This window comes from Olivibacter sp. XZL3, assembly GCF_004368405.1.
Lineage (GTDB): Bacteria > Bacteroidota > Bacteroidia > Sphingobacteriales > Sphingobacteriaceae > Olivibacter.
Window position 1 is genome coordinate 182,489 of sequence record NZ_SBJH01000010.1, and the last position, 21,699, is coordinate 204,187.

General features: G+C 45.1%; 20 protein-coding genes and 1 tRNA gene. 15 read left to right on the forward strand and 6 right to left on the reverse strand.

What is annotated here, in order from left to right:
* Positions 1-176: 176 nt before the first annotated feature.
* The 5 genes from EPX21_RS04500 to EPX21_RS04520 all read left to right on the forward strand — a co-directional run bounded on the left by EPX21_RS04500 (position 177) and on the right by EPX21_RS04520 (position 3,491).
* The gene (locus EPX21_RS04500; protein WP_134088473.1) at positions 177-1,496 is read left to right on the forward strand and encodes a M23 family metallopeptidase; all 1,320 of its coding nucleotides are present in this window, start codon (positions 177-179) and stop codon (positions 1,494-1,496) included.
* 109 nt (positions 1,497-1,605) lie between these two features.
* Positions 1,606-1,794 (forward strand): hypothetical protein, encoded by a 189-nt coding sequence (locus tag EPX21_RS04505; RefSeq protein WP_134088474.1) that lies wholly within the window; start codon positions 1,606-1,608, stop codon positions 1,792-1,794.
* A 6-nt stretch (positions 1,795-1,800) separates the two neighbouring features.
* On the forward strand, positions 1,801-2,001 hold the full coding sequence (locus tag EPX21_RS04510) for a hypothetical protein (protein WP_134088475.1): 201 nt from the start codon (positions 1,801-1,803) through the stop codon (positions 1,999-2,001).
* Positions 2,002-2,125: 124 nt separating this feature from the next.
* A complete protein-coding gene (locus EPX21_RS04515) occupies positions 2,126-2,842 on the forward strand; it encodes a 3-ketoacyl-ACP reductase (protein ID WP_134088476.1) in 717 nt (238 codons plus the stop codon).
* Between the two features lie 190 nt (positions 2,843-3,032).
* On the forward strand, positions 3,033-3,491 hold the full coding sequence (locus tag EPX21_RS04520; protein WP_134088477.1) for a MaoC family dehydratase: 459 nt from the start codon (positions 3,033-3,035) through the stop codon (positions 3,489-3,491).
* Between the two features lie 159 nt (positions 3,492-3,650).
* Here EPX21_RS04520 and EPX21_RS04525 read toward each other — a convergent pair whose 3' ends face one another.
* A complete protein-coding gene (locus EPX21_RS04525) occupies positions 3,651-4,850 on the reverse strand; it encodes a GTP-binding protein (protein ID WP_134088478.1) in 1,200 nt (399 codons plus the stop codon).
* Positions 4,847-5,056 carry a hypothetical protein gene (locus EPX21_RS04530; protein WP_134088479.1) on the reverse strand — a complete coding sequence of 70 codons (210 nt, stop codon included), beginning with the start codon at positions 5,054-5,056 and terminating at the stop codon, positions 4,847-4,849. The genes EPX21_RS04525 and EPX21_RS04530 overlap by 4 nt, the downstream gene beginning before the upstream one ends.
* An 86-nt stretch (positions 5,057-5,142) precedes the next feature.
* On the opposite strand from EPX21_RS04530, the gene EPX21_RS04535 reads away from it, so the two are divergent.
* From EPX21_RS04535 to EPX21_RS04560, 6 genes are all read left to right on the forward strand, one after another.
* Positions 5,143-5,565, forward strand: coding sequence for a MerC domain-containing protein (locus EPX21_RS04535; protein ID WP_134088480.1), 423 nt, complete (start codon positions 5,143-5,145; stop codon positions 5,563-5,565).
* Positions 5,558-6,196, forward strand: coding sequence for an ABC transporter ATP-binding protein (locus tag EPX21_RS04540; protein ID WP_134088481.1), 639 nt, complete (start codon positions 5,558-5,560; stop codon positions 6,194-6,196). Before EPX21_RS04535 ends, EPX21_RS04540 begins: the two co-directional genes overlap by 8 nt.
* A 3-nt stretch (positions 6,197-6,199) precedes the next feature.
* Positions 6,200-7,450, forward strand: coding sequence for an FtsX-like permease family protein (locus EPX21_RS04545; RefSeq protein ID WP_134088482.1), 1,251 nt, complete (start codon positions 6,200-6,202; stop codon positions 7,448-7,450).
* A gap of 3 nt (positions 7,451-7,453) precedes the next feature.
* On the forward strand, positions 7,454-7,918 hold the full coding sequence (locus EPX21_RS04550; RefSeq protein WP_134088483.1) for a hypothetical protein: 465 nt from the start codon (positions 7,454-7,456) through the stop codon (positions 7,916-7,918).
* Positions 7,919-8,031: 113 nt separating this feature from the next.
* A complete protein-coding gene (locus EPX21_RS04555; RefSeq protein WP_134088484.1) occupies positions 8,032-8,913 on the forward strand; it encodes a DUF808 domain-containing protein in 882 nt (293 codons plus the stop codon).
* A 58-nt stretch (positions 8,914-8,971) separates the two neighbouring features.
* On the forward strand, positions 8,972-10,489 hold the full coding sequence (locus EPX21_RS04560) for a glycoside hydrolase family 43 protein (RefSeq protein WP_134088485.1): 1,518 nt from the start codon (positions 8,972-8,974) through the stop codon (positions 10,487-10,489).
* Positions 10,490-10,513: 24 nt separating this feature from the next.
* Here EPX21_RS04560 and EPX21_RS04565 read toward each other — a convergent pair whose 3' ends face one another.
* The gene (locus EPX21_RS04565) at positions 10,514-12,256 is read right to left on the reverse strand and encodes an ABC transporter ATP-binding protein (protein ID WP_134088486.1); all 1,743 of its coding nucleotides are present in this window, start codon (positions 12,254-12,256) and stop codon (positions 10,514-10,516) included.
* 164 nt (positions 12,257-12,420) lie between these two features.
* Between EPX21_RS04565 and EPX21_RS04570 the strand changes: the two genes are divergently transcribed.
* Positions 12,421-12,891 (forward strand): low affinity iron permease family protein, encoded by a 471-nt coding sequence (locus EPX21_RS04570; RefSeq protein WP_134088487.1) that lies wholly within the window; start codon positions 12,421-12,423, stop codon positions 12,889-12,891.
* Positions 12,892-12,978: 87 nt separating this feature from the next.
* Here EPX21_RS04570 and EPX21_RS04575 read toward each other — a convergent pair whose 3' ends face one another.
* A complete protein-coding gene (locus EPX21_RS04575) occupies positions 12,979-14,694 on the reverse strand; it encodes an ABC transporter permease (protein WP_206105994.1) in 1,716 nt (571 codons plus the stop codon).
* A gap of 242 nt (positions 14,695-14,936) precedes the next feature.
* On the opposite strand from EPX21_RS04575, the gene EPX21_RS22590 reads away from it, so the two are divergent.
* A tRNA-Cys gene (locus EPX21_RS22590) sits at positions 14,937-15,007 on the forward strand.
* A 113-nt stretch (positions 15,008-15,120) separates the two neighbouring features.
* Here EPX21_RS22590 and EPX21_RS04580 read toward each other — a convergent pair.
* Complete coding sequence (locus EPX21_RS04580) at positions 15,121-16,551, reverse strand: RtcB family protein (protein ID WP_134088489.1); 1,431 nt, start codon at positions 16,549-16,551, stop codon at positions 15,121-15,123.
* A 219-nt stretch (positions 16,552-16,770) separates the two neighbouring features.
* On the opposite strand from EPX21_RS04580, the gene EPX21_RS04585 reads away from it, so the two are divergent.
* Both EPX21_RS04585 and EPX21_RS04590 read left to right on the forward strand, forming a co-directional pair.
* Positions 16,771-18,420, forward strand: a complete 1,650-nt coding sequence (locus tag EPX21_RS04585; RefSeq protein ID WP_134088490.1) for an alpha/beta hydrolase-fold protein — start codon at positions 16,771-16,773, stop codon at positions 18,418-18,420.
* A gap of 214 nt (positions 18,421-18,634) precedes the next feature.
* Positions 18,635-21,028 carry an ABC transporter permease gene (locus tag EPX21_RS04590; protein WP_134088491.1) on the forward strand — a complete coding sequence of 798 codons (2,394 nt, stop codon included), beginning with the start codon at positions 18,635-18,637 and terminating at the stop codon, positions 21,026-21,028.
* A 128-nt stretch (positions 21,029-21,156) separates the two neighbouring features.
* Here EPX21_RS04590 and EPX21_RS04595 read toward each other — a convergent pair whose 3' ends face one another.
* On the reverse strand, positions 21,157-21,606 hold the full coding sequence (locus tag EPX21_RS04595) for an SRPBCC family protein (RefSeq protein WP_134088492.1): 450 nt from the start codon (positions 21,604-21,606) through the stop codon (positions 21,157-21,159).
* Between the last annotated feature and the right edge of the window lie 93 nt (positions 21,607-21,699).

Here is a 21,699-nt window from a genome sequence, read left to right on the forward strand (position 1 = left end):
CCTGACTTTATACAGGAAATATCCTGTTTTTGTGATAAGGGGCATTAAATTTCCCATGAGCGCTGTATTGCACTGTTCTTGAACCGTTCGTTAATTGCCCACTGTGAGTGAAAAACGTGAAGCAGCAAACCGGCATAGGGCTTCCAACATTTTAATATCTATGCTGTTTTCTCCATATGACTAAAGTAAAAAAGAGTATTTTTTGGCTATGTTGCTTGCCGGGCTTCCTTTTAATCTTCGACGCCTGTAAAAGCCCAGTAACACTTTTTAAAGGTCAATATGCGCACCAACGTTATGTTCAACAGTTAAAAAACGCGGGTCTGGAAAATACGCTGTTATATCGATCGTGGATTTCGGAAGCTGAAAACAGTTTGAAAAACCCACAGGAGGTCAGTGTACCTTACCAGGAGCACGGTTATTTTCAGGCCGATCGTCCAACAGCGATGGCGTTTGTTTTTGAAGCCAAAGAGGGCGAGCGTCTAGAAGTTTCTGTAACTCCAATTGGGTTAGACAGCTCACAACTTTTTATCGATTTATTTCAGCAAGCGGTGGATAGTCTTCAGGACGCAGAGCATGTCACTTCGGCAGATACAAATGCTTATAGTTTGCTCTACGAAGTAGAGGAAACGGCGAACTACGTATTGCGTATACAGCCAGAACTCTTAACAACCGTTTCTTATGAGTTGAAGCTTACCGCGGAAGGTTCCTTGTCTTTTCCCGTAGCGGCTTCACCCAATATGCACATCGGCAGCTTCTATGGGGCCGACCGTGACGCGGGGGCCCGCAAGCACGAAGGGGTGGATATTTTTGCCCAACGCCTTACACCGGCTATTGCAGCCGCAACCGGGAGGATAACAAGAGTCGGCACGAACAATTTGGGCGGAAATGTGATTTGGCTACGTCCACATGGTAAACCTTATAATCTTTATTATGCGCATCTGGATACGCAGTTGGTTCAGTCGGGCAGCGAGGTGAAGATAGGCGATACCCTCGGTTTAGTCGGAAATACGGGTAACGCGCGCACTACACCTCCCCATCTGCACTTCGGTATATACAGCTCATCAGGCGTGGTGGATCCGCTACCTTTTTTAAGGCCCAATAAGTCTACCCCGCCGCGAATCGCATCCCGTAAGGACCGCATAGGCGACACACTTCGCTTGCGCCAGCCCAAAAATTACGTTTCCATCGGTAAGTTTGCCGACAGGCCGAGCGGAGATGAGCCCGTGATAATAGAAGCCGCTATGCAAAACAATTACCGCGTATTGTTTCCGGATAAACGTAAAGGTCTCATCCCACAGAATGAGCTTAGTTCCTTGTCGAATGCCGTGCGGACGGTTAAACTGAAATCCGATCAGCCGGTATATAAACAACCTGATGTATTGGCTGCGAGGTTGGGCGTCGTCTCGAAAGGAACCTTGGCCAGGGTGCTGGCAACCTATCGGAAGTTTTATTTAATCGAGGCAAAAACGCCCGGATGGATCCTACAGGAAATGTAATACAATTGGGCTCGACTCGTCTGCACAGCATGCGTTCGAAGATGAAAACGCTATAAGAGCGAAAACACTTAACTGACTTATCTGTTAACTCTATAAAAACGAAAGAGAAATGGAAGAGAATAAGCCAAATAGTTCAAAAACCGAAATGGAAACCGATTACAGCGCCCACGAAGAAAATCCAGGACCCCCTAAGGCGGCGATTGAAGAAAAGGATGATAAAAAAGTCGGATTCACAATACATTGGGCTATTATTGTAGCGATAATTGCCTTGGTAATTGCCTATTTTTTCTTTATGTAGTTCGGTTTGAGTCGTATCCATTTGCTGGATCAATTTGACATGGATGGATCACATCGGTTGATCTCCCTTATGAGCAGTCCACATGGGTATGGTTTAGCCATTAAGAACCTTTATGGCGCTTTCATCTCCCGCGGTGACCGTATGTCCGATTATGAAGGTTTTGCTTTTCCGTCCGATCTTGATTTATTCAATGTTCACACTAGCTAATTACCGAAGTTTGCCGTCTATAAAAATCAGAAAGTGCAGCGCGGTGTTGATTGAATAAATCAAGGCTTCGGTTATAGTATAAGAATATTATAAATTTGCACGGAGAAACATTATCAACGATCATATGACTAATTTAAAAGGAAAGACCGCTATCATTACCGGAGGTGGACGAGGGCTCGGAAGAGCCATGGCCTTAACGCTGGCGCATGAAGGCGTCAATATCGGTATTACTGGACGAAATGAGGAAAACTTAAAGAAGACGGTAGAGGAGATTAAGAAAGCTGGCGTTAGTGCTGCTTATAGCGTTTTTTCTGTTGAAGACGAAAATGATGTAAAAGAGGGCCTCGCTTCGCTGGTTCAGCAGCTTGGGGCTGTGCATATTTTGATTAACAATGCAGGAATAGGCGACTTCGGAAGTATAGAAGAGATGCCCTCAAAGGTTTGGGAACAGGTTATTAAAACCAATCTCTTCGGTGTTTACTATGCAGCAAAAGCGATCTATCCTTTTTTGAAGAGTAATGGAGAAGGCGATATCGTCAATGTCGCATCTACAGCCGGTTTAAAAGGAGGGGGCAATATGTCGGCATATGCAGCATCCAAAGCTGCGGTTATTTCCCTTTCGCAATCAATGATGGCCGAATGGAGAAAACACAATATTCGTGTAATTACTTTGACTCCGAGCACGATTGCTTCTGATATGAGTATACAGGGCGGGTTGACCGATGGCAATCCTGAGAAGGTGCTTCAGCCGGAAGATTTCGCAGAATGGGTGCGAGACATTTTGAAGATGAATAGGCGCGCGATGATTGCCAATGGCTCCATTTTTTCGACGAATCCCTAGGCGCTTCGTTCTTTTATAAATCAACGTACAGGTCTGCCTGTATAGGTAGTTGCACGAAGCTCATAAGTAAACGAAATATCGATAAGTCGCCTTCGGGCGATTGGGTTGTATATCGACCTGTTAAACGTCGCTTAATTAACCATTTAGATTTGAATAAGACGCGTATAGCGGCTGATCAATAAAAATATATATGTTAGTAATAAATAATTTTGAGGAATACAAGGCGCATGAAGGAAGCGAACTAGGTGCATCCACTTGGCATAAAATAGACCAGGAACAGATCAACAAATTTGCGGATGCAACCTTAGATCATCAATGGATACATGTAGATCGGGAAAAGGCCGAAAAAGAGGGGCCGTTTAAAGCTACCATCGCACACGGTTATCTAACGCTATCTTTAATCCCCTATTTGTGGAAGCAAATTGCGGATGTGCGGAATATTAAAATGGAAATAAATTACGGGATAGAAAATCTCAGGTTCGGTCAACCTGTTTTGGTAGATAGTGAGGTACAGCTGAAGGCTAAATTAAAATCAGCGGTAAATTTAAGAGGTGTTACCAAAGTTGTTATTGAAGCCACCTTGGTTATCAAAGACCAGCCAAAGCCTGTATATACCGGCGACGTGGTGTTTTTATATCATTTTATATAAGCTTATTACAGGGTAGCCTAACGCTTATCTCATGAGGTCATTGCGCTTGCGAGCCAGCACATCTTTGAGCCGCTGGGGTACTACCCATAAGAAATAGCGCTAAAAACTATTGAAAAGGGCGCCGGAAAAATATCGGCGCCCAATCACCAACCAACTCAACTAAATATTTTCTGGAAAGGCATCTTCCCAGTGCTTATGTTCCCAGTGTTCCGATTCTTCATCAGTTAACAGACAGGTTTCCAGTTCGCGGAGACATTCGTCCTTGTTTAGGTGCTGTCCAATGAATACCAATTCATTTTGCCGGTCGCCCCACTTCCCGCTCCATCTGCTTTCGATTTCTTCCTTAAACTCGTGATAGGAAGGATACCTGATGCGGTCTTTATAAGGCATGCTACACCACCATGAACCGGCAGGTTCGATTCGTAAACTGCCTCCGGCTTGACTGAAGCTTATTGCAAAATCCGGTCGGGAGGGTATCCAAAAGAGCCCTTTTGCCCGTATTATCGAACTCGGGTAGCGGTCGTTCAGGTAGTTGAGCCAACGAACCGGATGAAAAGGACGCTGCGATTTGAATACAAATGAGGAAATTCCGTATTCCTCCGTCTCGGGCACATGTTCATTGGCAAGTTCCTGCTGCCATCCTGCCATAGAAGAAGCCGCATCAAAATCGAACATCCCCGTATTGAGAATGGCCGACGGCGGCACCGTTCCAAAACTGGAACGTAAAATAGATGCTTGCGGATTGAGTTTTCGGATAGCCGCTTCCAAGGTGCCGACAGTCGATTCCGCAACGAGATCCGTTTTATTGAGCACAATGACATTTGCAAATTCCAATTGGTCCGTTAGTAAATTGACAATAGTCCGGTTATCGTGTGCGTCGTCGGTAAGTGCTCGATCAAGAAGTGTTTCATTTGTGCCAAAATCCTTAAAGAAATTGAAGCAGTCTACAACGGTCACCATGGTATCGATGTAGCTAAAGGAGCTTAGATCAATGTCTTGCTGCTCATCGACGTAACTCCAGGTCTGCGCCACGGGAATAGGTTCGGAGATGCCGGTGCTTTCAATCAGTAGGTAATCAAAGCGATTTTCCTTTGCAAGTTTTTCGACTTCAACTATCAGATCTTTCCTGAGCGTGCAACAAATGCAGCCATTGCTCATTTCTACCAACTTTTCCTCCGTTCTCGAGAGCACGTTTTCGCGGCCCACCGTCTGCGCATCAATGTTTATCTCGCTCATGTCGTTAACTATTACAGCCACTTTGAGGTTATCCTTGTTATGCAGAATGTGGTTTAAAAGCGTCGTTTTACCAGCTCCTAAAAAGCCGCTCAGTACCGTTACGGGAAGTTTTCTTAATGTCATATATCATTTGCATTTACAATCCGTTCAAACCATGATCGTATTCTCCTATAATGATCTATTCCGTATAAACGAATAAATTCGATCGTCTCTGGGTGCTGCGCTTGCCGATAGACCGCTAATCTCGACTGCGCGAAATCTTTCGTAAGCGCTAGCTTACACTTCTTTGTAATACAGTCATGCCAGCTTTCAAAATCTTGTGGTATCATTTTGTTGCAATTGAGTTGCAAACATAAATAACTATTTGTTAATTTGCAACTCAATTGCATTTGTATATTAAAATAAAAGACGAGCTATGAAAGTTAGTTTATTAGGAAAAATGGACCGGGTGGGGTTTACCGCATCAGCGCTATGTGCTATTCATTGTGCATTAATGCCTTTTTTGATCACGTTGTTACCCTTAGTGGGCCTTGAGTTTCTTTCCAGTCTATGGGTAGAAATCTGTGTAATCGCCTTGTCGGTGCTAATCGGGATAAGCTCGCTTATACCATCCTATCTGAGGTATCATCGAAAGCTGTCGCCTGTTTTGATGTTTATTGCCGGACTCATCTTGATTTTTGGTGCCCATTTTTTGGGCTTTCATGAACAGGAATTCATCCTAGTGCCTATCGGAGGGTTTACCATTGCAGGAGCGCACTTCTTGAATTGGAAGCTAAACCGGCCTTTTCATGAAGATGCCTGTGTTACGCATCATGAAAAAAATAAGTTAAATGAATAGATCAATCATCTCCCTTGAGGGAATCGAAGTCAATTATAATGATGGCGTCAGGCTTGCCTTTGCTGAATTAAAGGTGGAAGAGGGAGCGCATTGTTTAATTCTTGGTAATTCTGGCAGCGGAAAAACTACTTTACTTCACGTAATGTGTGGTTTGCTCACGCCGTCAAGCGGCAGGGTGCTATTACGCGGCGTTGATATTTATAAGCTTTCAGCAAGAGAAATAGACCATTTCCGTGGGCAGAATATTGGCTTCGTCTTCCAACAAAATCATCTTATAAAGAGTTTAACCGTTCTTGAAAACCTCAAACTGGCTAGATGGCTCGCTGGAGTAAGGGACGATTATGGTGAGCTTCAAGACATCTTGAAGCGATTGAACATGGCCGATAAATCATCCAGCTATCCCTTTCAGTTAAGTCAGGGCCAACTGCAGCGGGTAGCTATTGCGCGGGCACTGGTAAACAGACCTTTGTTTGTAGTGGCCGATGAGCCTACCTCAGCCTTGGATGATCAGCATACAGAAATAGTGACAGAACTGTTGTCAGAGCAAGCGGAGGCCTATGGTGCCACATTGATTATTGCCACACACGATAAACGGATCATGGACAAATTTTCAAGTACCTATCAATTATAGCAGATGAAGATATTATATGTTTCCTACAGGAGTATCGTTTATAATTGTTCATCTTCTGCCTTAGGCATCTTGCTGTCCTCACTCGGAACAGCTATTTTTTGTCTGACATTATTACTGTCTTCACAACTGAATCAGCACCTTTCACTTAATAGCCGGAATATAGACCTTGTCGTCGGCGCAAAAGGAAGTCCGCTGCAGCTGATACTGAATAGTATCTATTATGTTGATTATCCTACAGGAAATATTCTGCTGCAGGACGCGCAGGAAGTTGCCAAGCACCCCTTGGTTAAATTCGCTGTACCACTATTGCTTGGCGACAACTATCAAGGCTTTCGGATTATAGGAACTGATTCCAACTTCCTTCATTTTTATCATGCAAGCTTCTCTTCTGGCAGATGGATCGCGCGCGACTTTGAATCGGTTGTGGGATATCAGGTGGCGCGAGATAAACACTTGAAGTTAGGCGATAAAATAGTTGGGGCACACGGCTTAGCAAGCAACGAGGATCTGCATGCCGATCATCCATATACTGTTGTCGGAATTCTGGAAAAGAATAACAGTGTGACGGACCGGCTCGTCTTAACCAATATGTCAAGTGTTTGGCACATGCATGGGCACGAACATGAAGGTAAGCGGCATCATCATGAAAGCGAGGAGGAAGAACATGAAGCAGGTGAAGACGGGCACAGGCTTCATGATTTATTGACAGTTGCAGGCGGGGGAAAGGAAATCACCAGTATGTTGATCCGATATAAAAATCCGACCGCTGTGGCTATGTTTCCTAGAATGGTCAATCAAACGACGAACATGCAAGCGGCTTCACCTGCTATCGAGAGCGCCCGTTTGTTTTCGATAATGGGGCTGGGGCTCGATGCCCTCCATATTTTGGCTGTGGTGTTGATGCTAATGGCAGCGGTGAGCGTATTCCTCAGTCTGTTTAATTCGTTTAAAAGTCGCAGGTACGAATTGGCAATTATGCGGACAATGGGCGCGTCTAGACGCACATTATTTAAGTTAATGATGATGGAGGGGGTCCTGATAACCATTATAGGTTCGATATTGGGAATCCTGATTGCACATACTACAGCTTTGGTCATCTCTACGAAAGGCGGGGCGGCCTTTATCGAAGCTTGGCATTTTGGTTTAACAGAGGTTACGGTTGTTCTTGTCGGATTATTGCTTGGTTTTACGGCTGCCCTGATACCGGCAATAAAAGCATATGCAACGCCGATTTCCCGTACTTTATCCGAATAAATTATGCTGTTTTACAGAATTTTTGGTGTCATATTGATGGTTTTCGTAAGCCTTACCGCGCGGGCTCAGTTCTTACCCGATCATAAACCGATGATGAACGACGTATGGGAAGCCTTTGATCAGCTTATGTATAAAGTGACCACGGAGGACGATGGCACCACGGTTTACACACCCCATTTTCCGAAGATATTAAAAGATTTAGATAATACGGTGGTCACACTACCGGGTTATATGGTTCCTTTTGAGCTAGGGCGTGATCATCATATGTTCATGCTTTCCGTTCTACCGGTTATGCAATGTATGTTTTGTGGACAGAATGGAATTCCTCCTTTAGTTCAGGTTACTATGAAAAGCGGAAAAGTCAGATTTTCAAACGATCCCTTTAAAATCAGAGGAAAAGTTCATTTGAACACGAATCTGGAGAAGGGAGCGGAAATACAGCTCGTGGATGCGGAAATTATCAAATAAATCGCAATTAAGTCCGTTTATTTAAGCCTTAATAATTTTCTCATTGGCTGAATGTGAATGCGCAAAATTGAATTTAATTTCTATTTTTACGGAGGTGTAAATAAAATGAAAATATGGCTTCAGGTTTTTTTGCAATTCTGGATGATATAGCTTCTTTGATGGATGACGTCGCCGTTACCAGTAAACTGGCGGCGCGTAAAACCGCAGGCATCTTGGGCGACGATTTAGCCGTTAATGCAGAAAAGGCAACGGGCTTTCTCGCAACACGAGAGCTGCCGATATTATGGGCCATCACCAAGGGCTCTTTCGTTAACAAGCTGATTATCGTTCCTATCGCACTGATCCTGAATATCTTCTTTCCGATCGCCATAAAAGTCATCTTGATTTTAGGTGGGCTTTATTTGGCTTATGAAGGAGCTGAAAAAATTGTTGAGTACTTTTTTCATCGAAAAAAGCCGGGCCATCAGGTGATTGAAGAGCGTGAAGAGGAAAACGGCGATATCGAAAAGGATCGGATTAAATCGGCCATTACAACGGATTTCATCCTTTCGATAGAAATTGTAATCATCGCTCTAGGAACTGTTTTAGACCAAAGTTTAACGCTACAGATTATAACAGTTTCAATTGTGGCCATTTTAGCCACGGTGGGAGTTTACGGTATTGTTGCACTCATTGTCAGGATGGACGATATCGGTTATCGACTGATTAAGCGTTCAAATGACAGAGGGTGGCTATCAAAACTTGGTCACGGACTGATTAACGCGCTGCCATTGGTTATTAAGTTTCTCAGTATTATCGGCACCATCGCCCTTATCCTGGTGGCGGGGGGAATCTTTGTTCATAACATCGACTATTTACACCATATATTGCCGCAGTTGCCTGCTATCATTAAGGAGCTTACCGTCGGTTTAGTAGCCGGATTAGTGGTATTGGCAATTTTCTCTGGTGGCAAAAAGCTGTTTTCATCCGCTTCCCATGGCGAAGCAAATCACTAACCAAAGCTGGTCCGTTTCAATATAAAGTTGAAGCCATGCATAGTAATAGACGCTAATTATGATAACGAAAATGAATTTGCATAGTATAAAGCTGTTTTTTCTGGTATACCTCGGGATGTGTCGGGCCCTTTCGGCCCAACAAACAAAAGCCGTTATTGCTGGTGATTTTGCCGATCCTTCTATTATTCGAAAAGAGGATAGCTATTATGCCATTGGTACATCGAGTGAATGGGCTCCTCATTTCCCCATTTTTAAGGCAACGGACCTGAACGACTGGCAGCAAGTAGGCTTTTTATTTGAAGAAACTCCTGCGTGGACAAAGGGGTCATTTTGGGCTCCAGAGTATTATTTTCATAACGGAACCTATTACGTTTATTACACAGCACGCAGAAAAAGCGACGGCGTTTCTTGCATCGGGGTCGCCACTTCAAAATTTCCTGATCATGGATTTAAAGATCACGGCATTTTAATCGAATATGGAAGTGAAGCCATCGACGCCTTTGTTTTTAACGATGACGGTCAGCTCTATATCAGCTGGAAGGCTTACGGTTTAGACAAAAGGCCCATAGAAATCTTAGGAAGTAAACTCGCTGCTGATGGACTTTCCCTAGCGGGCGCGCCCTTTACCATGCTGAGGGATGATCAGGGGATAGGGATCGAGGGACAAAGTATCCTGAAGAAGGATGGTTATTATTATTTGTTCTATTCTGGCGGTGCTTGCTGTGGATTGGAGTGCACTTACCATGTGAGCGTAGCGCGCGCTAGTACGATTACAGGGCCATATGAAAATTTCGATCAAAATCCCATTCTTAGCGAAGCAGGCGGATGGAAGTGCCCGGGGCACGGAACCTTTGTAGAAGACAAAGAGGGAAAGACCTTTTATATGTACCATGCTTACAGCAAAAAGAGCCACGTATTTACAGGACGAGAAGGCCAAATAGCCGAATTAAGATGGAAGGATGGATGGCCGGTTTTTGCGAGTGCTATTCCCGCTAAAGCGGACTATTCAAATATTCATGTAGATTTTGCAAAAAGCGAAGACCAAGCCTATTGGCAGTGGGACTTCCGATACATGCAGCCGCGAGTTCACCGGCAAGCAGGAGAACTGAAACTTTCCGGAAAATATGATGCAGCCTCCAATGCCGGTATTGCCTTAACCTTAAGGCCGTACAGCGCGTCCTATCAGATCAGCACATCCGTTCTAAATAATAATAAAGCCGAAAAAGGCCTGATTATTTATGGAGATGAAAAGTCATCAATCGGCGTTTCCGCTCAAGGTGAAAACGCAGTGTTCTGGGTAATGAAGGATGGAAAGAAGCAGGTACTTGCTCAGCAACACCTGTTACAAAAGGATCTTCCTGTTTACCTTAAGATGCAGATGTTTCCTAATTTTACCTGTAAAGCCTATTGGAAACAAAGCGGTGACTGGAAGGAGTTGGTGGCGGACAGTGCGGGCTATGCGATTAGTTTTTTACCTCCGTGGGATCGCAGTCCGCGACCCGGTTTGCATTTTAAAGGACCGGAAACAAGCAATGCGAGCTTTCAATTCTTTGATCTCACATATTTAAAAGAATAAAGATTAGCGGAAGAAGCTGCCTCTTTACCGACGCTCGCCAACCTGTTGGCGCCACATAGAGTAATAGAGTCCTTTTTTTTCTAATAAATCCTTATGAGATCCGATTTCGACGATCTTGCCTTTTTCCAGCACATAAATCTGGTCGGCATGCATAATCGTCGACAAGCGGTGAGCAATTAAAATTGTCATGCGTTCTTGACTGCCGGAGACATCCCTTATGGTGTTGGTTATTTCTTCTTCGGTCAATGAATCGAGCGCAGAAGTAGCTTCATCAAAAATTAGCAAACGAGGTTGGCGTAGCAAGGCTCTGGCAATCGAGATGCGTTGTTTTTCTCCTCCAGAAAGTTTCATTCCGTTTTCGCCTAAGACCGTATTTATTCCTTGCGGCGCTTTCGCTACAAGTGCCGTTGCCGATGCTTGATGTAAGGCTGTGTGGATTTCTTCCTCCGTTGCGCTGGGCTGCACAAACAGAAGGTTGTCTTTGATCGAGCCGGCATACAACTGCGTATCCTGCGTTACAAAACCGATCTGTCTCCTCAAAGGGTTATATCGTACCTGTGTAGAGGCCGTATCGTTGAAGTAGATGTTTCCGCTTACCGGTATATAAAGCCCCACAAGCAGTTTGACAAGCGTGGACTTGCCTGAGCCGGAAGGGCCGACAAAAGCGATAGTTTGACCGGTTTGAACAGCAAATGATATATGGTCAATGGCATTGTGTTCACTGGTACGGTGTTTAAACACCACATTCTCAAAACGCAGTGTGGTAAGTTCCCGGATTTCGACAGCGTTTTCGGGTCGCTTTTCTATCGGTTTCTTCATCAGCCGGTCGAATGTATTGAGGGAAGCATCTGCTTCGCGGTAGAGTATAATTAAATTCCCTAATTCCTGCAGCGGCGTAAAAATAGCGGTGGAGATGAATTGCATAGCAATCAATTCGCCGGTCGTTAACACTTTGCGGAAAATGAGCCAGAGCAGGATGAACAGCACCGATTGCTTCAGGAGGTTCAGCAAGTTCCCTTGCAAAAAAGAAAGCGAGCTCACCTTTTTTGCTTTCAACATTTCCAGATTGAAAATCCGCAAGGTTTGCTCGTTAAGCCGCCTCACTTCAGAGAAAGTCAGGCCCAAGCTCTTAACCAATTCAATATTACGAAGACTTTCGGTTATCACCCCCGCCTGTTGATCGGTTTGCCGATTGATGGAGCGCTGGATCTTTTTAATTCGCTTCGACACCAGCCCGGTTAATGAGCCTAAAAGCAACACCCCTACAAAAAAGACGGGCACTAGCATCCAATTTTTATTTAGGCTGTACCACAGCAAAAATCCAACCCCAACGAGTGAAGCGAACAGCACATTTATAAACGCGTTAATAAAACGTTCCGCGTCCGTTTTTACTTTTTGCAACACGGAGAGCGTCGTACCGCTCCTGCTCTCTTCAAATTCCTGGAAAGAGAGCCGCAGCGTTTGCTTCAAACCGTCATTGAAAATTTGCATGCCAAATCGGGCAACAGCCTTACGGGTCAGGTATTCCTGAGCAGATTTACAGAGCTTGGCAATAATCGCAATCACCAATGCCAAGGATAGCCAAAGAAGAACTTCTTCAATCAATTCATTTTCACTTAAGTTGTTTTTGTTTGTGGCATACTGGTCTATCACTTTTCCAAATATTACGGGATCTAAGAGGTTGAGCAATTGGGCGAATGCTGCTAACAAGAGTGATATAATAACCAGCTGCCGATGCGGTTTGAGGTATTTCAAAAGTATCTTCATATAAGAGGACCTACCTGGGTTTTTACTAAGCAATACATTTTTTATGAGAATATGTTTTCGGCCGACCTTTGTTCTGTAGGTGAAAGCCTTCTATTCCGTAAAGTCAATCCTAAACACTTTGGCCTGATGCTTGTTATGAGAGAAAGAACGGAATAACTATCCTCATGAGTAATTTTAGCAAAAAATTTGAGCATGTCGCCAACAAGTTCACGCAATGGAGTGGATCTTCGTGGGCTTTTGGAATCGCCTTTGGGCTTATAATCGGATGGGCTATCTCTGGACCGGTATTTGGCTTTTCCGATACATGGCAGCTTGTGATAAATACCGGTACAACCATAGTCACTTTCCTAATGGTTTTTCTTATACAGAAAACGCAAAATAAGGACTCGAAGGCCATCCACCTCAAATTAAACGAACTGGTTGCGGCCAGCTATAAAGCAAGTAACCGCTTGGTTGATGTTGAGGATCTCACTGAAGAAGAGCTCGACACATTGCATAAATATTATCAGCTTATTGCCGACAGAGCGGAGACGGAAAAGGATATCCATAAATCTCATTCCATTGAAGCGGCCGAACGCTTGCATAAATATAAGGCCAGTAAGGAAGCAACAGATCCATCGGAATCTACGTCTTAAATATTGCCTCTAAGGCTTTGACTTCATGATGCCGCACGGTAATTTAAGTTGATCTTTAATTTTTCAGGCGAAGCCAGCTTCGACGCATCATTCACTCCGCAAGCTTTCTATAGGACTGTCCAATGCCGCCTTAACTGCCTGGAAGCTTATGGTAATTAGGGCAATGAATATGGCCAATGCCCCCGCCGAAACAAACATCCACCATGAAAGGTTAATGTGGTATGCGAAATTATTTAGCCAAATACTCATTATCCACCATCCAATCGGAATTGCTAATAATAAGGCAAGGAATACGAGCTTGAGAAAGCCTACAGAAAGCAAATAGGCTACATTGGCTACCGACGCTCCCAAAACTTTTCGAACACCAATTTCCTTTACTCGGGATGTAACCGAAAACACGGTTAAACCAAATAATCCCAAACAGGATATGAAGGTAGCAAGTACAGCAAAACAGGTGGCGATGCGGCTCACCGTTTGCTCGCTCTGGTACAATTTTGAGAACTCCCAGTCAGAAAACTGATAAGTAAAAGGCACCGCCGGATTCATTCGTTGATGTATAGTCTTAAGCCCCTGTAATGCCTTTTCTATTTTTTGGGGAGCTAGGCGAATGAGAACCGTTCCCCAACCCCAATCGTCATCGAGTCGTATAATAAGCGGTTCAATGACTTGATGCATGGAATTAAAATGAAAATCTTTTAACACGCCAATAACATGCCCTTCGCGTCCGTTCCAGTTTAGCATTTGTCCAATGGGCTGTTTAAGTCCCATCGCCTTTACCGCAGTTTCATTGATTAGAAAGGCCGCGGTGTCTGTACCGAAAACAGCGGAAAAGTCACGCCCTTCTTCGAGCTGGAGACGCATAGTCTTGATGAAATCATAGCCCACTATAGCGTCGGTAAACGATAAGGTGGTTTCTTCCGATTTGCCCGGCATAGCCAAGATTGTAAACAAACGAACATACGCTATACGCCCTCCACTGGGGTAGCCATTTTTGAAAACGCTGTACAGGTATTTATCGGTATAAGCCAATAAACCGAGCTCGTGTTCAATTCCGTTTTCGCGACTAATGTACTGATAAAGAAAATCCTGTATTTTGGATTCCAATAGGTATAAATCAGCCCCCTTTTTTAGTAGGATAAAGGTTGCCGGCGAAGCACTTCCCCAAGTTGAGGCCCATTTATTTTTAGCGATGAAAGGTTTCCAAGCTCTTAGAAAATCAAACTGCTGCGACGAGTTGGCCGGAATATCTTCAAAAACCGCTGTAACCTCTAAATCTTCCTCTGCTTCCAATCGTATCGTTTGTCCGATGGCCTCTTCCGGGCTACCGAAAAAATAGGTCGCCATTCGTCGAGAAATCGCTATACCATCTGGAGCAGCAAGTGCAAATGTCTTATTCCCTAATAATAAAGGGTAACTGAACATCGATAAAAAATCGTTCCCTGCAAAAAAGCCGACCATTTTGCCTGTCTTTCCCTTTACCTCCAAATTACTACCCGTACCCGGAGCGGCAATATATTCAAAACCACTAGCCATTTCAATTTCAGGAAATTTGCGCTTAAGTTCATCTGCCAAAAGGCCCTGTGTGGCAAAACCTGCTTCCGACTTTCCCTCATAAGTGTTGCGGCTATATACCTGAAATAAGCGGTCGCTCTGTTTATGGAAATGGTCCATCTGTCTTTCATCCTGCACCCAAAGCAATAAGAAAATACTGCTACAAATGCCCAGGGCTAAACCGGCCACGTTGAGCATCGACGTGAGTCGGTCCTTCATCAGAAAACGCCAAACGCTTTTAACTTGCTGCATTACCATTTTTTATCCGTTTACTAGGAGGCTATCAAAGGAGCTGCCAGATGATAAAATGGCTGTAGGTATGTATTAACAAAGGGAATCGGTTTTTCTATTGTCCGTAAACGGACACTTTTTTGTTCGGTATCGAACAGCGATATACTATTTTCAATTTTCACCCTATAAAATATACATTTTATTGTGCTTGGATTGTGTATACAACACTATCTAATCCTGATTAACTTTGTACTATAACAAAAGGTCGGATGGCCGAGCGGTTAGGCAGAGCTCCGCAAGAGATCCCACAGTGGTTCGAATCCACTTCCGACCTCCTATTGAACTGACTCTTTCCTGATTTTGATTAAGCCTGTATTTCTGCCGAAGCAGAAATACAGGCTTACATTTTAAAAACATCAGTTATTTCCGGAATGCAAAGAAACTGCATCAGTCTTCTCTGCTACCGTCATCCGCCATGCGGACCATCTTTGGCGTGAACGTTGCCACAATATCCACCAGATCTTGCTGTGCCGCCATCACTTCGTGGATGTCTTTATAGGCCATAGGGGCTTCGTCGCGCCCGGCACCTACCAATGTGACTCCATGGGCGTTCAACACTGCTTGCATGTCTGCGCGACTGATTGTTTTGATTGCTTGCGTGCGGCTCATTTGCCGACCGGCGCCATGTGCCGCCGAGTTGATAGAGTCAGCCTCACCCTTGCCGCGTACCAGAAAGCCCGGGGCTGTCATCGAACCTGGAATGATGCCCATTACGCCTTCTCCAGCCGGTGTAGCGCCCTTTCGGTGTACCACCACTTCACGGCCATTCCATGTTTCTTTCCAAGCAAAATTATGGTGATTTTCTACGCGGGCCAGTACCGTTGAACCGAGGGCCGTGGCCATCTTATGATGGATGACTTCGTGATTAGCCGAGGCATAGTCGCCGGCTAAATTCATCGCTTGCCAGTAGGCTTGGCCTGCCTCGGTGTCCAGACCGAGGTACGCCAAATTACTTGCCTCCTGCGGCAGTCGGCACAACTCTTTTGCCAGTTTCGTAAAGTGACCAGCTATGGTCGCGCCGAAGCCCCGTGAACCGGAGTGGGAGAGGAGTGCCAAATATTTTCCGGCCGGAACACCTAATGCTTTATCAGCTTGTAGAAATTCGATGATGCCAAATTCGGCAAAGTGATTGCCGCCTCCAGATGTGCCGAGCTGCGCCCATGCTTTATCTTTCAGGCCTGAAATAAAAGGCGATAAGTCAAATGCAGGGTCGCTTAATACAGCGTGGTCGGCACGTTCGGATTGCTTAAAGCCCTGTCCCGCTCCAAAGCGAGTCTGCGCAATTAACTCTCTTTTAAATTTTGCCTGATGTTCCGTAAAGAAAGCTTCCGGGATATCGTAAATGGATAACGCCATCCGGCAGCCAATATCTACCCCTACACCGTAAGGAATCACGGCGTTTTCCACGGCAAGCACGCCGCCAATCGGCAAACCATAGCCTTGGTGGGCATCGGGCATCAGTGCGCCGGCAACCGTCACGGGCAATTGCATGGCGATGTCCATTTGCTTACGCGCACCTTCCTCAATTTGTTCAGCGCCGTAAATAGCGTAGCTGTCCGTTTGTTGTCGCAAAGGAATAGAGACATCGCCCTGCATATTCGCCTCTTCTATTAATGCCCCGGCAAGCTTACCATATACAGTATGCCCAATATACTCCTTCGGCGTTGCCAGCACATCCGTTAATTGCGCTAGTAGTGTCTTTTTCTCTATTTGCATATTCTGGTCGGCCGTTCGTAATGCGATGCCAAAAGCACGTCCGGGCATATAACCGATGGCGAGCAGTTCTTCGCTGCTGATGCGTTCGTTTGTTGTACTCATCTGTAATCAGTTTAACACTTCTCTTTTTACTATTCACCATGTTCCTTGTCATCTTAACCGTTTTCTTCAGGTTATTGTTTCTTTAGCGTTAGGGTGCTTGCTTGGCGAATAACCGATAACCACACTTAATATCGTGTAAGCGAAGTAGGCCATGGCGATCAAGTCGTTAAAAGCTGTTAAATTTTTATAAAGTTGCTGCAGAATAAGCAATTTTATAGAATGAAACGTATTTCCTTGTTCTGCTTGCTTTTAGCTGTCGGCTTTCCATTCGGTTTATGGTCGCAAGTCCGGTTTACCGGCCGTGTGATCGATTCACAGCATAAGAAACCATTGGCCTATGTCAATGTCGGTATTCGAGATAAAAATATAGGCACGCTTGCGGACCAGACGGGTGTCTTTTTACTGCTTATCCCGCCAGGACATGAAGCCGATACGCTTAGTTTTTCGTTGGTGGGCTATAAAAACAGCAATATTCCAATCAAGAATTTAGAATCAGGGGGCCAACAAATCATTGCATTAGAAAAGAAGAGTATAGAATTGGATGAGGTGGAAGTGGCTGCGCGCCAGTCGGAAGAGCGGCGATTCGGTATAAAGCGGCGGGGGCTGCTGATGCACTTTGCAGACGGCATGTTCAATAAAGACGATAGCTTTGAGATTGGGCAGCTTATCAAACTCGGAGCTCATCCCGTAAAAATCAATACCGTGAATCTTTATTTGCTCGAATCCCGACCAGACAGCGCTATCTTTCGGATAAATTTTTATGGATACCGAGATGGTAAGCCGGCTGAACGCATCGTCGAAAAAAGCATCGTGCAGCGCAAAGCAATTAAAAAAGGTTGGTTGTCCTTCGATTTGTCCAAAGAACATATTCAGCTGTCTGGTGACGTCGTAGTAACCTTGGAGTTTTTACCCGATCAGCCCGCGAAATTCCAACCGATCAGTTATGAGGTAAAGCTGGGAGGCAGTTCAAAAAGTTTCTATCGTCGCAGCAGCCTGGGTTCCTGGAGCACACCGCCTCATCATTATTGTCTTAACCTAAGTGGAGTAATAGACAGAGCAGCGCCTGTACAGGCCGAGGAAGATGTTGCGTCCGAACCCACCTTTATATTACCGTCGGCCGTGACGAATACGGCGTATAGTATCTTTTTGCATCTACCTGAAGGTTACACCAGAGACACCAGCAGTCGGTACCCCCTGCTATTGCTTCTTGATGGAAATGCCTATTTCGACGCCATGAAAGAGGCAGTTATTAAACGCAAAAACAAAGTTCCGAATTCAATACAGCCAATCCTAGTAGGTATTGGCTATGAAAATGCATACGTGATGGATTCGCTTCGCGTACGCGATTATACCTTTCCGAACGCACTTCCTGCTGATAGTTTCGCCACTAGTGGTGGTGCGGCACGATTCTATCGCTTTATAAATGATGAACTGCTGCCGCATATAGACAGCGGCTATCGAACACAACGTAATGCGGGCACCATAATGGGGCATTCATTCGGGGGGTATTTTGTGTTATACGCCTTTGCCCGTCAGCTCGAGGAGGAAGCCGATCGGCTCTCGGAGTTGACCAACTATGTGGCAGCCAGCCCATCCATTAGCTATCGGGACGGATATATTGTGAGGCAATTGAGGCAGCAAATGGAAAAAACGCCGCCGAAAAAAAAACTTTATAAAAAGTTGTATTTAACTATGGGTGAAGAAGAATTGGCGGATGATACAACCGGCCTTTTCAATCAATTAAAAGTGATGCCGACTAAAGGTGGCGGGATGGAAATCAAGACCAAAGAATACAAGCATACCGATCATATGGGCACCGCGATCCCTTCTTTCGAGGATGCTCTTAAAGAAGATCACCGATTTCGATGAAGAAAGCTACACGTCGGCATAACAATAAGGAAGGTGTACGAGTACGGACAAACCGGTGTTCGAATACGAACACCGGTTGAAAAGATCAAAGTGTCAGTTCTTTGATTATCAGTGTTTTGTTTCTTTGGCAACTTTTTTGGAATCCGTCATTGACAATAATAGACCAAAGTATTTAGACGGTCTTTAACAGTTTTCGAAGACACCCACGATACCCATGATAAAAAACTACTTCAAAACCGCATGGCGCAATTTATGGAACAGTAAAATGTTCAGCGCATTGAATATTTTCGGATTGGCTGTCGGCCTTGGCGTAGCCTTGTTACTTTCGCTCTTTATCATTCAGGAGCGCTCGTATGACGCTTTTCCTAATCGGGAAAAAATCTTCCGCTTCCTTGCACATATAAAATATGAAGGAAGCAATATGGTATGGGCCGGTGTGCCCAACGCTGTCGGACCGACAGTGCAGCGCAACAGACCAGAGGTAGTTTTAGCTGCCCGTACGTTGTTAAATGGCTTCGGTGATAACGCAAATATTACCGTTGGACATGACGCTTATATTGAAAGCCGCTTATATTGGGCCGATCCGGGCATTCTGGATATATTTGATTTCCAATTTATCCATGGCAGTCGGAAAACAGCACTGAACGAACCCAATACCATTGTGCTGTCCCAAACCAAAGCGAAACAGTATTTTGGCGATAAAAATCCTGTCAATAAAACCGTAGAATTAGATAGAAACACCACATTGAAAGTAACGGGAGTCTATGCAGATTTGTCGGCTACCAGTACCTTTGATGCGGAACTGATTGCCTCTTTCAGTACCTCGCATTTTTCGAAAAAAATGACTTGGGACAATGCCAGCTTCGAAACCTGGGTGATGTTGAAAGATGCCGACGATCGCCTTAAACTGGAGGCTTACCTTCCTAAGATGATCGAGGAGCACGTCGGCGCCGAGGGCACTTATTATGATCTGTCACTTCAGCCGTTGAGTGAAGTGCATTTAAATTCCACCGGAATTAATAGTTATAGCGACCGGAAGGGTGATGCCGCACAACTTCGGCAATTGACGTATTTAGCCATTGCCTTGCTGTTGATGGCGGCTATCAATTATATGAATCTCGCGACTGCACGTGCACAGCAGCGCAGTAAAGAAGTAGGAGTAAGTAAGACCCTCGGCGCTAGCAGGAAAGTTTTGTTGGGGAAGTTTTACGTCGAAACAGCCGTATTGACGCTTATCGCCATTAGCTTCGGCTTGGCGCTGACCGTTTTGGGTATACCCATATTCAACGCGCTATCCGGCAAGAATTTGGTTTACGGTACACTATCACATCCTGTGTTTTGGGTAGGTTTGCCGATATTGTGGCTTTCGCTCACGCTGTTTTCGGGCCTTTACCCAGCAATTATTCTCTCCTCTTATACGCCGCTGGAAGCCCTCCAGAAAGGGAAGACGGTGCGTACCGGATCGGCGCTTTTCCGTCGCTCGCTCGTTGTATTGCAGTTTACCGCCAGTATTGTCCTCATTGTAGGTGTTGTTATCATGCACCGGCAGATGGACTTTCTAAGCCACCGTAAACTCGGTTATAATCCGGAGAATGTCATTGCAATCGGTCTGAGTTCGCTGAAAAATGAGCAGGAAATAGATGCCCTGCGAAACCAGATAGGTGCATTAGCCTCCACCCAGAGCATGGTGTTGTCTCAAGCGTTTCCGGGAAAAGGTGAGAGTGGTCATTTCATTCGTAAAGACGAAGCAGATAAGCAGGGTGCTAATTTGTACACGAGTCGAGTGGATGGCGACATTGAAAACGTACTGCAGCTGAAGCTGCTGGCCGGAAGGATGGTTAAGGAGCGTGTAAACAGCGATACGACAGAAAATGGCGGATGGATTTTCGAGGTGGTACTTAACAAATACGCGGTTGACTATCTTGGTTTAACACCAGAAGAAGCCATCGGGAAAAAGCCCTTGATAGGGATGGGAGACCATACCTATGTCGTTGGCGTTGTGGATAACTTCAATTATTCCTCGCTGCACAATCCCATGGGCGCATACGCTTTTACAAACGTGCCCGAAGCACTTCGGTACCTAATGGTGCGTTTCTCTACGGGCGATCTGCGGAACACGCTTATCCAATATGAAGAGGCATTTAAGCAGGTAGTGCCAAATGCACCTTTCGACTATACCTTCTTAGATAGCCATCTGAAAAGTCTCTATTTGGCCGATCGGCAAACGGCATCGGTGCTCCTGGCTTTTTCGGCGCTCGCAGTATTGGTAGGTTGTTTGGGATTGTTTGGCTTGGCAGCATTTACGGCAGAAAAGCGGACCAAAGAAATAGGTGTGCGCAAGGTGCTCGGTGCCACGGTACCATCCCTGGTTCGTTTACTAAGTATCGACTTTGTCAAATTAGTATTGGTCGCATTCCTCATTGCCTGTCCTTTGGCATACTGGGCTTTCAGCAAATGGCTGGAAAATTTTGCCTACCGTATTGATATGGAGTGGTGGATGTTCGGGCTGGCGGGCTTGACAGCTAGCTTCATCGCACTGGCAACCGTAAGCTGGCAGGCGATACGGGCGGCCGTGGCCGACCCAGTGAACAGTCTGAGGGACGAGTGATACTATGTCATGCCTTAGCTCATGTAAGGGTATGCTTAATCCGGTCTTTTTCCCAGCGATAGGTGCGGGAGGCAAGGGCCAGATATAAAACATTTTACCTGTTCGGAATCCAATGGAATGGAGAGCAACTAGGCATCCGGAATTTCAGGCTCTACTAATTTGATCAGCTTATCCAGTGATTCCTGCCAGCCTAGGTAACACATTTCTACAGGTATGACGGCCGGTATTCCGTCCTGCAATATGTTCAATTCCGTACCTACCGATGTTTGAGTAAGCCTTACGGTTGTTGTCATAACGCCGGGCAGATTGGGATCGTCAAACTTGTCCGAGTATTTCAGGGATTCGTTTGGCTTCACCTCTAAATACTCTCCTCCGAACGAGTGACTATTTCCGGTGGTAAAATTCTGGAATGACATTTTAAAGGTGCCGCCGACCTGTACATTCATATCATGTACGGTACAAAGGAAACCATAAGGTGGCAACCACGATGCGATCGCTAAAGCATCAGTAAAAGCGCGGTAGACTTTTTCAGGAGACGCTTTAACAACTCGGTGCAATGAAACTTTATTCGACATAATCTGCTGTTTTTTTGTTGTTCCTACTCATCTGGCTTTTCGGTCCGCCCGTTTTTTAGGTGCTTGCTGCTCCACCTCTTGCATATCGATATCAAT

Excerpts from the sequence above, each read along its gene's own strand:
- EPX21_RS04500 (WP_134088473.1), top strand. The coding sequence starts at position 177 with ATGACTAAAGTAAAAAAGAGTATTTTTTGGCTATGTTGCTTGCCGGGC.
- EPX21_RS04505 (WP_134088474.1), top strand. The coding sequence starts at position 1,606 with ATGGAAGAGAATAAGCCAAATAGTTCAAAAACCGAAATGGAAACCGAT.
- EPX21_RS04515 (WP_134088476.1), top strand. The coding sequence starts at position 2,126 with ATGACTAATTTAAAAGGAAAGACCGCTATCATTACCGGAGGTGGACGA.
- EPX21_RS04520 (WP_134088477.1), top strand. The coding sequence starts at position 3,033 with ATGTTAGTAATAAATAATTTTGAGGAATACAAGGCGCATGAAGGAAGC.
- EPX21_RS04525 (WP_134088478.1), bottom strand. The coding sequence starts at position 4,850 with ATGACATTAAGAAAACTTCCCGTAACGGTACTGAGCGGCTTTTTAGGA.
- EPX21_RS04530 (WP_134088479.1), bottom strand. The coding sequence starts at position 5,056 with ATGATACCACAAGATTTTGAAAGCTGGCATGACTGTATTACAAAGAAG.
- EPX21_RS04535 (WP_134088480.1), top strand. The coding sequence starts at position 5,143 with ATGAAAGTTAGTTTATTAGGAAAAATGGACCGGGTGGGGTTTACCGCA.
- EPX21_RS04540 (WP_134088481.1), top strand. The coding sequence starts at position 5,558 with ATGAATAGATCAATCATCTCCCTTGAGGGAATCGAAGTCAATTATAAT.
- EPX21_RS04545 (WP_134088482.1), top strand. The coding sequence starts at position 6,200 with ATGAAGATATTATATGTTTCCTACAGGAGTATCGTTTATAATTGTTCA.
- EPX21_RS04550 (WP_134088483.1), top strand. The coding sequence starts at position 7,454 with ATGCTGTTTTACAGAATTTTTGGTGTCATATTGATGGTTTTCGTAAGC.
- EPX21_RS04555 (WP_134088484.1), top strand. The coding sequence starts at position 8,032 with ATGGCTTCAGGTTTTTTTGCAATTCTGGATGATATAGCTTCTTTGATG.
- EPX21_RS04560 (WP_134088485.1), top strand. The coding sequence starts at position 8,972 with ATGATAACGAAAATGAATTTGCATAGTATAAAGCTGTTTTTTCTGGTA.
- EPX21_RS04565 (WP_134088486.1), bottom strand. The coding sequence starts at position 12,256 with ATGAAGATACTTTTGAAATACCTCAAACCGCATCGGCAGCTGGTTATT.
- EPX21_RS04570 (WP_134088487.1), top strand. The coding sequence starts at position 12,421 with ATGAGTAATTTTAGCAAAAAATTTGAGCATGTCGCCAACAAGTTCACG.
- EPX21_RS04575 (WP_206105994.1), bottom strand. The coding sequence starts at position 14,694 with ATGCAGCAAGTTAAAAGCGTTTGGCGTTTTCTGATGAAGGACCGACTC.
- EPX21_RS04580 (WP_134088489.1), bottom strand. The coding sequence starts at position 16,551 with ATGAGTACAACAAACGAACGCATCAGCAGCGAAGAACTGCTCGCCATC.
- EPX21_RS04585 (WP_134088490.1), top strand. The coding sequence starts at position 16,771 with ATGAAACGTATTTCCTTGTTCTGCTTGCTTTTAGCTGTCGGCTTTCCA.
- EPX21_RS04590 (WP_134088491.1), top strand. The coding sequence starts at position 18,635 with ATGATAAAAAACTACTTCAAAACCGCATGGCGCAATTTATGGAACAGT.